16 protein-coding genes are annotated in these 15497 nt (G+C 36.4%); all 16 read left to right on the forward strand.

Translation table 11 applies throughout. The features are described 5' to 3' along the window. Positions 1 to 20 precede the first annotated feature (20 nt). The 16 genes from B5D30_RS01730 (at position 21) to B5D30_RS01810 (ending at position 15403) form a co-directional block, all read left to right on the forward strand. Complete coding sequence (locus tag B5D30_RS01730) at positions 21 to 1325, forward strand: ABC transporter substrate-binding protein (RefSeq protein ID WP_078806307.1); 1305 nt, start codon at positions 21 to 23, stop codon at positions 1323 to 1325. A gap of 34 nt (positions 1326 to 1359) precedes the next feature. Further along, the gene (locus B5D30_RS13415) at positions 1360 to 1515 is read left to right on the forward strand and encodes a hypothetical protein (RefSeq protein ID WP_159443168.1); all 156 of its coding nucleotides are present in this window, start codon (positions 1360 to 1362) and stop codon (positions 1513 to 1515) included. A 338-nt stretch (positions 1516 to 1853) separates the two neighbouring features. Beyond that, positions 1854 to 3140, forward strand: coding sequence for a Gfo/Idh/MocA family protein (locus B5D30_RS01735; protein WP_078806308.1), 1287 nt, complete (start codon positions 1854 to 1856; stop codon positions 3138 to 3140). 13 nt (positions 3141 to 3153) lie between these two features. Next, positions 3154 to 4332 carry a tagaturonate reductase gene (locus B5D30_RS01740; RefSeq protein ID WP_078806309.1) on the forward strand — a complete coding sequence of 393 codons (1179 nt, stop codon included), beginning with the start codon at positions 3154 to 3156 and terminating at the stop codon, positions 4330 to 4332. Between the two features lies 1 nt (position 4333). Next, positions 4334 to 5911, forward strand: a complete 1578-nt coding sequence (locus tag B5D30_RS01745; RefSeq protein WP_078806310.1) for a UxaA family hydrolase — start codon at positions 4334 to 4336, stop codon at positions 5909 to 5911. 246 nt (positions 5912 to 6157) lie between these two features. Beyond that, positions 6158 to 6718: a signal peptidase I gene (lepB, locus tag B5D30_RS01750; protein WP_078806311.1), complete on the forward strand. Its 561-nt coding sequence runs from the start codon at positions 6158 to 6160 to the stop codon at positions 6716 to 6718. 577 nt (positions 6719 to 7295) lie between these two features. After that, positions 7296 to 8852: a M23 family metallopeptidase gene (locus B5D30_RS01755; RefSeq protein ID WP_078806312.1), complete on the forward strand. Its 1557-nt coding sequence runs from the start codon at positions 7296 to 7298 to the stop codon at positions 8850 to 8852. Positions 8853 to 9734: 882 nt separating this feature from the next. After that, positions 9735 to 10868 (forward strand): hypothetical protein, encoded by a 1134-nt coding sequence (locus tag B5D30_RS01765; protein ID WP_078806314.1) that lies wholly within the window; start codon positions 9735 to 9737, stop codon positions 10866 to 10868. 356 nt (positions 10869 to 11224) lie between these two features. Next, a complete protein-coding gene (locus B5D30_RS01770) occupies positions 11225 to 11542 on the forward strand; it encodes a hypothetical protein (RefSeq protein WP_078806315.1) in 318 nt (105 codons plus the stop codon). Positions 11543 to 11546: 4 nt separating this feature from the next. Continuing rightward, positions 11547 to 12299: a ParA family protein gene (locus B5D30_RS01775; RefSeq protein WP_078806316.1), complete on the forward strand. Its 753-nt coding sequence runs from the start codon at positions 11547 to 11549 to the stop codon at positions 12297 to 12299. Then, positions 12299 to 12646 carry a hypothetical protein gene (locus B5D30_RS01780; RefSeq protein WP_078806317.1) on the forward strand — a complete coding sequence of 116 codons (348 nt, stop codon included), beginning with the start codon at positions 12299 to 12301 and terminating at the stop codon, positions 12644 to 12646. Before B5D30_RS01775 ends, B5D30_RS01780 begins: the two co-directional genes overlap by 1 nt. 510 nt (positions 12647 to 13156) lie before the next feature. Next, positions 13157 to 13357, forward strand: a complete 201-nt coding sequence (locus tag B5D30_RS01790) for a hypothetical protein (RefSeq protein ID WP_078806319.1) — start codon at positions 13157 to 13159, stop codon at positions 13355 to 13357. Between the two features lie 73 nt (positions 13358 to 13430). Continuing rightward, entirely contained in the window at positions 13431 to 13778 is a 348-nt protein-coding gene (locus B5D30_RS01795) for a hypothetical protein (RefSeq protein WP_078806321.1), read from the forward strand. A gap of 31 nt (positions 13779 to 13809) precedes the next feature. Next, positions 13810 to 14625: a hypothetical protein gene (locus B5D30_RS01800; protein ID WP_078806322.1), complete on the forward strand. Its 816-nt coding sequence runs from the start codon at positions 13810 to 13812 to the stop codon at positions 14623 to 14625. A gap of 124 nt (positions 14626 to 14749) precedes the next feature. After that, a complete protein-coding gene (locus tag B5D30_RS01805) occupies positions 14750 to 15082 on the forward strand; it encodes a type II toxin-antitoxin system RelE/ParE family toxin (protein ID WP_078806323.1) in 333 nt (110 codons plus the stop codon). Between the two features lie 12 nt (positions 15083 to 15094). Further along, positions 15095 to 15403: a helix-turn-helix domain-containing protein gene (locus tag B5D30_RS01810; protein WP_078806324.1), complete on the forward strand. Its 309-nt coding sequence runs from the start codon at positions 15095 to 15097 to the stop codon at positions 15401 to 15403. Positions 15404 to 15497 lie beyond the last annotated feature (94 nt).

Below are 15497 nucleotides of genomic sequence, written 5' to 3' on the forward strand. Positions count from 1 at the left end.
AAAAAAATGGAGGAATCAAAATGAAACATTGGAAGAAAGTAATGACAACAATGGTAGCAGGGACGCTACTACTCGGCGGTCTAGCAGGCTGTGGAGGGAAAAAAGAAGACAAAGGGGATAGCAGTGGTAAAGTTAAATTAACAATGGCTTGGTGGGGTTCGCAAGAACGTCATGACGCAACCGCAAAAGTCATCAAACTTTATCAAGAAAAAAATCCAAATGTCACAATCGAGCCAGAATTTTATGATTTTGACGGCTACGTGACCAAACTAAACGTTTTATCTGCTTCAAGCAAGGTTTGGGATATTTGGCAAATTGCAGGAAATTATCCAGCGTATTTGGATAATATTGAGCCAATGGATGAGTACATCAAAAAGGGAACAATTGACACAAAAGACACAACAGAGGCTTATTTGAAAACGACACAACGTGACGGCAAGCAACTTGGACTTTCAAACGGAATGAACGCTTATGCAGTAGCTTATGACCCAGAATTGTTCAAAAAAGCAGGAATTGATGAACCGACAGTTGACTGGACTTGGGATGATTTTGAAAAAATTTGTTTGAAAATCCATGAGAAATTAAATATTTACGGTTTCTCTCTCCAAACAAATGATGATTTCTATCCGGGTGCAAGTGTTGGGGTTGGTCAATATGGAGGCGGAAAAAACTTCTATGACATCAAGACGAACTCAGATACACTAGGGTTTGATGATCCGTCATTGCTTGTGCCTTATCTTGAAATGCGGAAAAAATTAGTAAAAGCTGGAGCATTCCCAGATTCTGGTGCAATTGCAGAAGTAAAAGATATTGAAAACGACTATCTTGTAAAAGGTGAGGCTGCTATGACTTGGGTGGCAAGTAATCAAGTAAACGCACTTGGTGCTGCGGCGAATCGTGAAATCAAACTCATCACCCTACCTAAGCGTAAAGCGGACGTTGGAAGTACAGCTTTGATGAGTTCACAAATGCTTTGTATTGCGAAAAACTCTAAATACAAAGAAGAGGCAGCGAAATTCATTAATTTCTTCCACAATGATTTAGAGGCAAACAAAATCCTCAAAGGTGAACGTGGTGTGCCAATCATGTCAAAAGTGCGTGAAGAATTGAAACCAGAAGAAGATGGACCGCTAAAATCAACTTATGATTATATTGAATTAGTTGGAAAAGTGGGCAATCCAGAAATTAATACAGTTGAAAACAAAAACAACGCAGTAATCAAAGATCAATACTTGCTATTAATGGAAAAAGTAATCAATGGCGATGAAAAAGCAGAAAAAGCAGCCCAAGAAATCTACGACTTCGCAAAAGACAAAGTGAAATAAGAAAAGCGAGAGGGGCGTTCAGGAGTTTGTCGCAGTGAGCCATGCCATTTACTTGCCTGAAGCAGAGCTTCAGGTGGTATTGCGAACAGCGACCCAACTCCTGCCCCTCGTAGCTAGACAAAGAAAAGCGGAGCGGGGCGTTCAGGAGTTTGTCGCAGTGAACCACGTCGTTTATTTACTCGAAACGTAGTTTCGAGCGACGTTGTGAACAGCGACCGAACTCCTGCCCCTCGTAGCTAGACAAAGAAAAGCGGAGCGGGGCGTTCAGGAGTTTGTCGCAGTGAACCACGTCGTTTATTTACTCGAAACGTAGTTTCGAGCGACGTTGTGAACAGCGACCGAACTCCTGCCCCGTGTAGCTAGACAAAAAAACAAGCGACCGAAATAAACAGGCTACTTATATTTATTTCGGTCATTTTTTTAAGATTCAAATAAAATAACAAAACTAAAAAAGAATTTTTTGAAGAAACGAAAGTAGAAACTGGAACCTAACAAGCTATCTTTGTGAAAAAGTATGGAGATGATTTGATGAAAAAAACATATGTTCAAGTAGGTATTGGTGGAAGGGCGAGATTTTTTTATGAGGCAATTGCGAAGGATTTCCGTGAAACAAGTGAATTAATCGGCTTTTGTGATATTTCACAAGTGAGAATGGATTATGCGAACCGTTTGCTTTCTGAAAAGTACAATTACCCTAAAGTTGCCACCTATTTTTATACCGATTTTGACAAAATGCTAGATGAATTACAACCCGATTACGTGATTGTGACAAGTGTAGACAGAACACACCACGAGTATATCATTCGAGCAATGGAAAAAGGTTGTGATGTATTGAGCGAAAAACCGATGACCATTGATGCAGAAAAAGCAGCAGCTATTTTAAAAACTCAAGAAGAAACAGGGAAAAATTTGCGTGTAACATTCAATTATCGTTACGCTCCTCATAATACAAAAATCGCAGAATTATTGAGAAGTGGCGTGATTGGCGATGTTTTTTCAGTCCATTTTGAATGGTTGTTAAATACAGAACATGGAGCAGATTATTTTAGACGTTGGCATCGCAACAAATACAATAGTGGCGGGCTTTTGGTGCATAAATCGACACATCATTTTGATTTAGTTAATTTTTGGCTACAAAGTTCACCAAAAACCGTGTTTGCCTTTGGTGAATTGAATTTTTACGGCATGAAAAATGCTGAAAAACGGGGAGTTACACAATTTTATTCACGTAGTTATGGAAGTGCGGCGGCAAAAGAAGACCCGTTTTCTCTTGATTTAACAAGCAATGAAGAATTGCGAGAATTATATTTGAATGCTGAAGAAGAAAGTGGCTATATACGAGACAGAAGTGTATTTTCAGACGATATTTCCATTGAAGACACATTGGCAGTTACCGTCCAGTATGAAAATAAAGCAGTTTTGACCTATTCGCTCAATGCTTATATGCCATATGAAGGGTTTAAAGTCGCATTTAATGGCAGTAAAGGGCGGATTGAAATGACGATTATTGAAAAAAGTTATGTCAATGCAGGCGGAAAAAAAGAGGACGAGGGAGCTTTAGCATTTCAAGAAATTAAAGTATTCCCAATGTTTTTGGCCCCTTATATCGTAGAAATCGAAACACTTGAAGGCGGTCATGGCGGTGGGGACCCTATTTTACTCAACGATTTATTTGGCACACCAGAAATTGACCCACTGAACCGCCAAGCCAATCATTTAGATGGTGTAAAAAGTATTCTCACAGGAATCGCTGCTAACCAATCGATCGCAAGCGGTTTGCCTGTGAAAATTAAGGATTTACAAACTTATAAATAAAGAGAGAAAAAATATGAATAAACAAATAAATATTTTGCAATTTGGTGAAGGAAATTTTTTACGTGGGTTTATTGATTGGGGGATTAATAATCTTCAAGATGAAAATAATGCAATTGCAGTTGCCTCACCAATAAAATCAAATTTCATCATTGATTTATTGAAAAAACAAAATGGTAAATACAGTGTCTTAATTGAGGGACTTGAAAATGGTAAGGAAGTACAGCGTTTGGATGTGGTAAATGTATTAAAGGAATGTTTAAATGCCTATACAGACTTTTCACGTCTCATCGAAATTGCTGAAAGTGAAGAGTTAAAGGTGATTCTCTCAAATACGACAGAGGCAGGAATTGCGTATGACGAAACGGATCGTTACGAACGCGTTCCCGAAGGAACATTTCCAGCAAAATTAACTGTTCTTTTGCACAAGCGATTTTTGAAAAATTCTTTACCAGTAGAAATTATTCCTTGTGAATTAATAGATAAAAACGGTGCAACGCTTAGGAAAGTGATTTTGCAATATGCAAAACTTTGGAATTTAGAACCTGAGTTTTCATCATTCGTCCAAAAATGCCATTTTTACAATACTTTGGTGGATAGAATTGTGCCGGGGTATCCAAAAGAACAAGCTGATGAAGTGAACAGAAAACTTGATTTTGAGGACAATTTAATTGTCAAAGCAGAACCGTTTGCGTTTATGGGCATTGAGGGTGTCGACCAAACACTTGATAATGCGGGGAATCTTGCGATTGAGTACATTTTACCTTTTTCAAAGTTAGGCTTAGGTGCCATTTACACGGACAATTTAACGCCGTACCGTGAACGGAAAGTACATTTGCTCAATGCACCACATACGGCTATGAGTATGCTTGGACTTCCAAACGGTAAAGAAACGGTACTTGAAATGGTGGTCGAGGAACCTTTTGCAAGTAAAATTAAAACGTTAATGCTTGAGGAGATTGCACCGAAAATTGATTTACCTAAAGAGGAACTAGAAATTTTTGCTAATCAAGTGCTAGATCGTTTTAAAAATCCTTTTAATCGTCATGAATTAGCATCTATCGCTCTAAATGAGCAATCCAAATACGAAGTTCGACTTTTGCCGATTATTCAACGATATTTAGAAAATGGCGAAAAAGTGCCAGCAGTGTTGAGTGAAGTTGCCGAAATAGCGAAAAAACGCTGGGAGGTGTAACATGGAATTTATAAAAATATCCCCAATTGATAATGTAGTAGTTGCACTTGAAAACGGAGAAAAAGGCGAAAAATTGACAGTTGACGGGCAAGAAATTACGTTATTGCAAGACATTACATTTGGTCATAAAATTGCGATAAAAAATATTGCAATAGATGAAAATATCATAAAATACGCCTCACCAATTGGTCATGCGACAAAGGCAATTGAAATCGGCGAACACGTGCATATACAAAATGTAAAAACAAATCTTGATGCAACGCTTGAATATACCTATGAGCCAGAGCTTGCAGCTCCTGAGGTGAATGTACTTGACGAGTTGAAAAATAATGGACAAAATATAGAGGTGCTTCCACAGACATTTTGGGGCTATCAGCGAAAAAATGGTGAAGTAGGGATTCGCAATGACTGTTATATCGTGCCAACGGTTGGTTGCGTCAATCATACGGCAGAAAAAGTTCGTGAGCGTTTTATAAGAGAAAATCCACTAGCGGAGGAAGTGTTTGACAACATTATTGTTTTACGACATCCTTATGGTTGTTCACAAATGGGGGATGATCATGTTAGCACGAGACAATTTTTGGCAAACGCGGTACTTCATCCAAATGCAGCAGCCGTTTTGGTGCTTGGACTAGGGTGTGAAAACAATTCGATTAATGTATTCAAACAAGTAATCGAAGAAGGAGAAATTGCTATTGAACATGAGCAGTTATCTCGTACTCTTTTGGATAAAGCAGACAGCAATCGTATAAAATTTCTCATTGCTCAAGAAGTAGAAGACGAAGTAATAAGCGGTGTCGAAATGCTTCATTCTCTTTTGGAGGTAGTCAAGGAAGAAAAACGTGTAGAATTGCCATTGTCGAAATTACGAATTGGCTTGAAATGCGGTGGTTCAGACGGTTTGTCAGGCATTACAGCCAATCAATTGTTAGGGAAATTTTCCGATTTTCTCGTGCAGGCTGGCGGAAGTGCTGTTTTAACAGAAGTGCCAGAAATGTTCGGTGCGGAAACTATTTTAATGAATCGCTGTATTGACTTGAAACGATTTGAGCAAACGGTTAGTCTGATTAATAATTTCAAACAATACTTTTTGGATCACAATATGGTCGTTTATGAAAATCCTTCTCCGGGAAACAAAGCAGGAGGAATTACGACACTTGAGGACAAATCGCTAGGTTGTACGCAAAAAGCGGGTTCGACAAGTGTAATGGATGTGTTGCAGTATGGCGAAAGAATAAAGAAACACGGGCTGACATTGCTACAAGCACCGGGAAATGATTTAGTCGCCTCTTCAGCACTTGCAAGTGCAGGTTGTCACTTAGTTTTATTCACGACAGGACGAGGCAACCCATTCGGCACATTTGTACCAACGGTCAAAGTTTCCTCAAACGATACTTTAGCAGAGCATAAAAGCAAGTGGATTGATTTCAATGCAGGGAAAATCATTCATGCAGGAATGCCAGAAGTAGCCTATGATTTTATCCAAAAAGTAATCGAAATCGCCAACGGAACACTCACGTGTGCCGAAAAAAATGGCTATCAAGAAATTGCTATTTTCAAAACGGGAGTGACGCTTTAGAGCTGGAGGAGTTGAGTGGGAATATGAAGGTGCCTCTAAAAATTTTTGATTTTCTTGGGTTGAGGTTTTTGGAGGCGGTCTTATAATATATTAAGCACCTTTCTATCTATCTTTCAATCCTCCACGTATATGTGGTAAAATAAGGGTAGCTCTAAAACTTCGATTAAGCTAAAATTAGCAATTTTGAGTAATCGTGAGCCTTTAGAGGGAACTGTAAAATAAAAAAATATATAGTAAGGTAAAAAAATGAAATTCTCCCCACGAGCAAAAAAGTTTTTTGAGCAATTTATTTTTTATTTAAAAATTGCAATTGTAGCGGCTGGTTTGGTGGTTTTTATTCGTGGTTTTTTGTTTGTGCCAGTGACAATTGATGGAAATTCAATGGAAAATACTTTGATGACAGGTGATGAGATGGTCATGGAAAAATTTTCCAAAATTCGTCGATTTGATATTGTCGTGATTGAAAGACCCAATAATGAGATTTTAGTCAAGCGTGTCATTGGACTTCCTCATGATTCCCTAAAAGTCGTGAACAATCAGCTCTATATCAATGACAAAAGGCAAGAGGAGCCTTTTTTAAAGAAAAATTTAAAAAATTATCACTCACTCACTCCGTTTACCAATGATTTTGAGTTGAAAGGCTTGATTGGTAAGGAAAAACTTGGCAAAGATGAATATTTTGTTATGGGAGACAATCGTGTAGAATCACGTGATTCTAGAACTTTTGGAGTGGTAAAAGAACGAGAAATACTAGGCAAAGGTTTGTTTGTGTATTATCCATTTGATGAATTGAAATGGTTGAGATAGCAGAATGCAGCTTGTGTTTTAAGTATGCTCTGCTATCCTTCCAATTCTACAAGTGGAATAATTTCAGCGAAAATATGCAAAAAAATCCCAATAGCTAGCGAAATACCAACAAGTACAAGTGAATGAACCATTATCTTTAGAACTTTTTTCATTTCAGACGACCTTTCTTTTTTACAAAATGATAAAATAAACATAGCAAAGACAAGCTGGAAAGGAAAGAAAAAACAAAAGAATTTGTATTTTAGTTAAAAAATAAGCGATTTTCCCCTTTTTTTATAAAAAAAATTTGAATCCTAACTATTATTTCAAGAAAATTCTTACAAATAAAGGTGTAAAAAAATTACACTTCCAAAAGAAAAGGATTATTTTTGGGAAAAGCTTAAAGTGGGAACAATTTGAGTAATATGAAATAAGATTTTGTGCTATAATGAGAGTAGTAAATAATTTACCAGATAATATTAGAGGGACCTCATATGAAAACTTAGATGTTTTTCAAGATTTGTGATTTTATGAGGTAAAAGTGAAGAAAGATTTTACTCGAATTTTAGTTCACAGAAAGGAGTTAGGAGATAGCCTTATGAAAAATAAAAAACTTATAACAGCATATTTTACATTATTATTATTAAGCGGACAAATGGCAATGGCGAAAGATGTGGCGAACACGACCACCAACAGTGAGCCAGCTACTTCCTCTACTAGCTCAAGTGGCACTAGCAACTCCTCTAGTAGTGAGAAAACGAGTAGTTCATCAGAAAAAACATCCAGTTCAACGAGCAAATCAACAAGCAGTAGTTCTAAAAAGGAAACTTCTACGTCTAAGACAAGTACCTCCTCTACGAAAGCAAAAGAAGAGGAAAAAGGGACTGATGCGGTGAATGTTGGAAAAGAAGAAGCCCCTGATTATACAAAGCCGTCAGGTTACGTTGAGCCTCCTGTTATTGATGAAAATCAAACGGATGATGTGTTTCAAAGTACGCTTTACACAACGCTAGAAGAATATTACAAAAAAACTTATCAAGAAATTCAAGTGAGGAAACTGGACGCCGATGAAGCGATAAAAGCTGAAAAGGGCGTGTTTGCTGAATTTGAAACGTTCTTTAATGGTAAAAAAGAAAATTTGAATCAAAAGTTAGCTCCGTATAAATACTTATTAGATGCGATCTCAAAGGAAGAGCAAAAACTTTTAGAGTTGCAAAAGAGTTTTTATGCCCAACTTGTTCTCAATAAAGAACTATTTTCAAGTGATGTCCTCTTTTTGTTACATTCTAAAGATGATGTGAAAAAGAGAAAAGCTGAACAAATGATGAAAGATGAATTGGATAAATATTTATTAAGCAATCCTATTACGCTCACTTCGTCACAAGTTCGTATAGATTTAGAAGTTGCAAGAGAAAAAATTGATGAATTATCAAAGCGTTATGAGAAAGAAACAGCTCCTTTTAATCCAGAAAAACGTGGAATGGCACTTTTGAGAGAAGAACTTTTATCACGTAGAAAAAGAGTTTCAGATAAAGAGGCAGATAGAAATAGAATTAACCAAGATGAGGATGCCTTACTTCGTAAAGTGGTAGCAAGTAAGAGTATCAAAGGTGAATTTCAATGGCCGCTGAAAACTCTTGATTTAGTGAGTAATTACGGTTATCGCCCAGAAGAGCCAATCGAAGGTGTAGGAACTTTCCATAATGGTGTAGACTTGGTAACACCAACAGGTACGCCTGTCTATGCAGCAATGGCAGGGGTAGTTTATACTGCAAGTCGAAACAATATTAGCGGAAACTATATTATTTTGCGTCATGCGAATGGCTATTATAGCTATTATGCACATTTGTCCGTGTTGCACGTTAAACAAGGTCAAGTAGTAGATATTGGACAAGAAATTGCGAAAAGTGGTTCAACAGGAGCATCAACAGGTCCGCATTTGCACTTTGGACTTGCAAAAGGTGTTTGGGTTGATTTTGTAAATCCAATTGATGTAATGCCAAAGGAAAATGATAAAACGCAAAATGAAAAATTGCAACAAGCAGAAAAGAAAGTAACCAAAGAACAATTAGAACAGGCACGTAGAGATATGTCTATTTTAACGAGCGAAGAAGTGCCAGACGGCTATCGTTTAGCAGTTGAGGCACCAAGATAGTCCAAAAAAGCGTTCATTTTCAAGATGAACGCTTTTTTGTAAGGGAGCCAGATATCAAGGGGAGGAGATATTCTGGCAATTGGGAGAAATATGTTTTCAAGCTACTATCAAGTAGGGAGACTTGATAATAACCATAGAAGTAAGCAAAATCAAAATAACCTTTTTAACTATATATATGATAATATTTTATTTATTAAAAAGGTTGATTGGACTCCGATAAAGCACGAAAAAAGAAATTTGAAACAACTAAAAAGCCTATCATATCGGTGCTTAAAGCCTGTTTTTCAACTTTTTCTAGTTTCAAGAACAACTTGAACCAATTTAAAAGACAACTTTCATTTTTTGCTTATTTATCTTTAATAAAATAAGTTTTTTATTATTATAAATCAAAAGGAAAAAGATAGCAACCTAGAGAAATACTTTTTTTGAAAAAATAATTTAAAAAAATGGAATTTGGGGTTGGAGGAGTTTAAGTATGGCTGAAAATGTTAGTTTTTAGCTGCATACCAAGGAAAAGTAAGTGTCTAGTATTTGGTTAGTGCGATAAACTCAATAATATCAAGGTTTAAGAGGACAAAGAAATTTGTCCTCTTTTTGACGTCTTAATAAATTCTTAATAATTTAAGTGAGAAGAAAATAGAAAAAATATTAGTTTAACAAACGGCTAATAGGTAGCTCATGAGGTTCGATTCCTCACGTTTGTTTTGAGGGTTTCCTCAAATTTGACTGACAAACTTTCGTCATAATGACCGCCAACATTATGACACTCGCAGATAACCTCAGAATATGGCTGAGTAGGGATGTTCGATTCATCCTATCTGCTTTGAAAAATAAATTTAAATATTCTTCTTGGCGGAAGAATTGGAAAGAAGGAAATTATCTATGTCAGTCAAACGATTCAAAGAAAAAGGATACGAGAGTATCAACAGAGAGTTTTTGCAAAACAATGAATTAAGTTTGGAGGCACGTGGGTTGCTTTCGTATATGGAGAGTATGCCCAAAAACTACGTATTTCATAAGACTCAGCTTTATAGGTGCTTTGAAAAGAATAAAAAGACTTCCATTGAGAGGATTTGGAATGAGTTGTTAGAAGAAAATTATTTAGTTGCTTTTCGGAAACGTGAAGGAACGAAATATGAGTATGAATATTATTTTACTCAGGATAAATTTTCTATTTCTGATATTGAACAACTCTCAAAAGAGATGCTCGAAAATGGTTATGAGATTGCTCCAAAGACAGCAAAAAGAAAATCCAAACCAAAAGAGCAACCAAAAACAAAGAAAACAGAAACCCTTGATACTAAAGGAAAAAATTGGGGTGTTGATTTTCAACAGTCCAAAATGGACAGTCCAAAATCAACAGATAATAAATTAAATATAAAAAAATTAAATAGAAAAATAAATAATATCGATACAGTATCGAAACAGGAAGATATTCAAAATCCACCTATGGAAAAATCTCCTGTGGAAAATATAAAGGATGAAATGCCTACTTCCGAAATTTTATTGGGACAAGAATTTCCATTCCTGACGAAAAAGACAATTCAGCTTTTGAGCAATTTTGGGGATGAAAGTAAAAATCTTATCAACAAAATCTACAATTCCAAACGAAAGGTGGAAAAAGATTTTAGTGTTGCATTATCTGCACGCAAAACAAAATCAGACGAAGAAAGACTCTTAGGGGACTTGTGGGACGTTGAAATTGAAATGCAAGTCAAAACACTTGTGTATAAGTATAAGACAAGTCATGACGAAGGGCGACCGATTCAAGACATAGGTGCTTATTTTTATAGCATGATGTATCTATTTTGGCAACAGGTGTTAATGAATGAGTTAGAGTTTGATTTGGACGAATTAATGAATTTTCGAGAGGTGACAATTGAACGACCAAACGAAAATAGTATTCGCTCGATCTTGCAAATTCTTTTTTCCAAAAAGAAAACAAGGTCGGAAATGAATGACTTAATTAGCCAAAAAACAAAAGAAAATCAAATAACATTCGCATCAACGGTGTGAATGTTCGACCTTAGTAAGTCGTTAAACTGCTACGAACCGTGATTGCACGTGTGAATATTTGACAACTAAATACAACCAGCCCCCTGATTAAAACGACTGCTTATACAAGGTATAGCAAGTTGTTTGCGTGCATCTATGGGATAAAAAAGAAATAAGGGAGCTGTGTAGGTAGAGTAATGAACTACCCCCAGATGCCAACGAGGAACCCCTGACACAATCGCAAGATTGACTGTTAAGTGTCCGATGAGTTCGAGATCACAAGACTGCAAATCTCACGCAAGAAATACCGAGAAGGGCTACGTGCCACTTCCGACAAGTCAAGTACAGACTTAGAAAAAATCCTAAGGAGGAGAACAATGTACGAATTGAAACTATCAGACTTACGCCAACTAGCAAAACACGGCAATGCAACAGCGAAAATGGGGCGAAAACACGCCTTTAAAATCGCTGAAATAAAAAAAGATGGGATATACATTCCAGAACAAAATGCCATTGTCGCAGGAAAAAAAGCAACCGTGAAAATCCGAGAGCCATTCCATAAGGCATATGCCCATATTATGACCGTGAAGTTAGGTCAAGTATTGCTGGCAGAACGCCGAAATAAAAAATTGGTTGCGACATGGAAATTTGAACAAATGCTTAAAGAAAAAAAGACAAGAAAGCAGGAGGCGTAAGCATATGCAAATCATCACAGTGAACGTAAACAAAGGCGGAGCAGGGAAAACAACATTTACACACAACTTCGCAGAATATTTAAGAAAAAATTATCGAGTGTTAGTGTTGGATTTTGACGACTCGGCAAATCTAACGAGCCGCTATGGGCAATTTCACGACTTACACCATACGATTATTGAATTGTTTGATCATGGTGTGGTTGAACCAATTGCCATTTCCAAAAATTTGGATTTAATTGCAGGTCATAGAGAAGTGGAATTGCTCAAAGAGCGGGTGCAAAGCAAACGCCGTAGAGAGTATCTTTTCGGCAAGTGGCTGGCACAGAATATTCAAGAATTGCAATCGAAATATGATTATATCTTGATTGACACGGAGAATGACGAGGGGATTTTAACTCAAAATGCAATTATTACAAGCGATTTGGTTGTAGGGATTGCGGAGCCTCATAAGGATAACGTGACTGCTCTAGCTAATTTGCGTTCATTTGTGAATGATTTGAATGCCGATTTTGATATGAATACGCAACTTGTATTTGTAGCAAATAAAATCAATCGTTCCAAAGATAATTCAAAAGAATTATTAAAAAGTTTAAGCAAATTTACTGAATACGCTGGATACCTTCCAGACCGCACGTTGATTGCGGATGATGTAGCTATTTTTAATAAAAAAGTGGTATCAAAGAAAAACGCTCAAGACGTGGAACACGTGAGTGAATTGTTTGAAGTCATCCGTAAAAAAGTAGAGGGGGAAGTGTAATGGGGAAATTTGATAAATTTTTAGAGGCAGAAGAAACGAAAGAAACGTATGTTTCTTTACAAAGAAAAAAAGAGTTGCAACAAACTCAAAAGCCGAAAAGAAAGGCGAAAACAACAGGAAGTTCATTGAAATCCGTAAAGATGACGGAAGAAACGTATCAAATCTTGACTTTCCTAAAAATGAGTACAAGGAAGAAATATTTAGAGATTTTGGACGAGGCAATGAGTATGTATGCTGATGCGGAGGCACGAAGCAACCAAAACTTTCGAGCCATGAGAGCAATGTTGCGCGAAACGAACGAGGTAGCAAAAGGTCAAACAACGATTGAAGACTTTCTGGAAAAATAAAATCGGTAGTCAAATCATTTACAAGGTGATGTAGAAAAGTAGAAAATTCTACTTTTCTGATTGGAGAAAGGACAGATAAAATGAAGTGATGATAAGAAACTGATTGAAAAAGAAAAGAAGTGGTTAGAACGTGGGAGGTGTAGAAAATGAAAATTGAATTTGAGGGAAAGTGATAGTGGAGTGACTCTATCTTTTTATGACAATAGCAAAGATACTATTATCTTAGATGTGTTGATTAAGGAAGGGGAGGACATTAGAGAAAAGGCAAGGTTCTATTTCGAGAACTCAAAAAATAGCACTTTAACAGTATGTATAACAAATAAACGTACTAAAGGACTTGAAACACGTAGAGTGCTTAAATTGAGAGCCGACACCTGTTATGTTAATCGCCTTATAGCCAGAAACAACCCTTATATTCACGCAACAGGAAAACGAAGTTATGATACTATGTTTACGAAAAAAGACTTTAAATAAAAAAATAGAAAGGGATTAAAATGGAGGTGTTTATAAATGGCATTTTTTGAAAATATATTTGACTTTGTATCTGACTTTTTGTCTGTTTATATCAAACTGTACGAAACATTTAAACCAGCTGTCATTAGTGCGTTTATTCTTTGTTTATTAATGCTAATAACTGACTATTTAAGGAAAAAGGCTGAAGAAGATAAACATAAAAAAAAGGCGAATTGTCATAACATAATTCAATTATAGGGGGCAAGTTAATCTCAAAGCTCCAAAGAAAAAATGAGCAATGAAAAGAAAATATGATAGAATGGAGATAGCAATGAAAGAGATAATCAAAAATGCAAATTTAGATAGTTTAATTAGGGAATGGATTGTAGAAGATAAAATTCGTCTTTCAGATATTCCCCGAAATTTGAGGATGGATTATTATTTTTATGGAGCAGCCTCACGTGCTGCTTATGGGAAAAAAGATGTGAAACGTTTTATAGAAGATGCTACCATTCAACTTTCAGATTTTCGCTATACTAAAAAAATAGGGCATTGGAATGCAAAATGGCTGGGACATCTAATACATCATATTGTATTTATGGGAGAAAGTGAGTTTGCTGATAAAGATGAATATATAAGATTTTTTCACGAGCAAGAAGAATTTAATAGAACTGAATGAAGAAAAGTAGAAAAAAATGGAGGAGAACAAAATGGCGAAGAAATTTACGAAGAAACAGCTTTTTCTTATTGTAGGAACGGCACTTGTTGTAGCAAGTGTTGGGACTGGGATTGTCGTGCATAACAACAAAGCTGAGGCAGCTCGTGTTGCATTGGCGAAAGAAGATGCAGCGAAATACAAAAAGCTACAAAAAGAGGTGGAGAAGACTATTCAGACAGCTTATGACACCAGAGGGCTAGAGATGATTGAGAAATCGAAAGAGCTAATTAAGAAACTCAAGAAATCAGATAAAAAAGAGCCGACAGAGAAAATCCAAAAGCTAGAGAAATTCATTCAACAAGTGAAAGAAGCAGAGGCACTTGTAGTCATTGCTGAAAAGAGCAAGAAAGACGAAGATATTGCGAAAGCTCAGAAAGCAGTAGACGAAGAAAAAGACCCATACCTTGAAAACGATAAAAAAGGACACCAAGAGCGATTAGATAAGCTCAAAAAAGCAATTGCTGACGAGAAAGCAAAAAAAGCTGCGGAGGACAAGGCGAAAGCTGAGAAAGAAAAAGCCGAACAAGAGGCACTCAACGCAGCAAACGAGGCAAATCAAGCAGCTGAAACCGTTCAGGCAACGCAAGAGGAAAGCTATGAACCTGTTACTCCTCAAGTGTTTGTGCAACAAGGTGGTGGGTATACAGCTCCACAAGCTCCTGCAACGCCTGCACCCGCACCGAGTCAACCAAGTGGAAGTGGGAATGGTGGTGGAAATTCTTCTAATAATGGATATACTGGTGGAAAGACACAAGAGGAAGATCAAAAGGAAATTAATGAAGCGGCGAAAGCTCGTCCCTTTGGTTAAAAATTGAATATTAATAGAAACAGCTTTCAAGTGATTGAGGGCTGTTTTTTAGTAAAAAAAGTCAAAAGAATAGGTGTTGATTATTATATCAAAAATGATATAATATAAATGAGGAGGTGTGAAAATGAAATTTGAGTATTATCAAGATGAAAATGGCAATATTCCTTTTGAAGATTTTTTAGAGACACTTCCCGATAAAGACGCAAATAAATTCCGTTGGATGATTGGTGTTGTGGAAACGTTAGGATTGGAAGTGGCGAAAAGGCAAAAATGGACGAAGAAATTAGAGGACAACTTGTTTGAACTTCGTTCGATTCAAGGAAATGATATTCAAAGAGGATTGTTCTTCAAATACGAAGCAGGAAAATTTGTTATTACACATGGTTTTACGAAAAAGACAGATAAAACACCTGAGCGAGAAAAAGAAAAAGCTCGAAAGATAAGAAATTTATTCTAGGAGGGTACGATTATGCCTATTAAAAGTTCTATTGATGATTATTGGGAAAAAAGAGCAGAAAAAAGTCCTGAATTTCGCCGATTAAAAGCGAAGTCTGATTTAGCATTTCCTCTTGCAGTAAAAATTATTGCTTTGAGAGATAAAGCAGGACTTACACAAAAAGAGTTAGCTACTTTAGTTGGAACGAGCCAATCTGCAATCGCTCGATTAGAAAATGGTGATACGATTCCGACAGTTCAAACGCTGAATAAAATTGCGAAAGCATTACATCAGAAAGTACGAATAGATTTTGTACCAGAAGATGAAGTGTTATACAACTAAAAAAACAAAGAACTTATAAAGAGACAATTTCTGAGAGGAAGTTGTCTTTTTTTGTACCCAAAAAAAAAGGAGAAATAGCATGAAAACAAGGAAT

Origin of the sequence: Pilibacter termitis (assembly GCF_900167335.1) — a bacterium.
Taxonomy (GTDB): domain Bacteria; phylum Bacillota; class Bacilli; order Lactobacillales; family Streptococcaceae; genus Pilibacter; species Pilibacter termitis.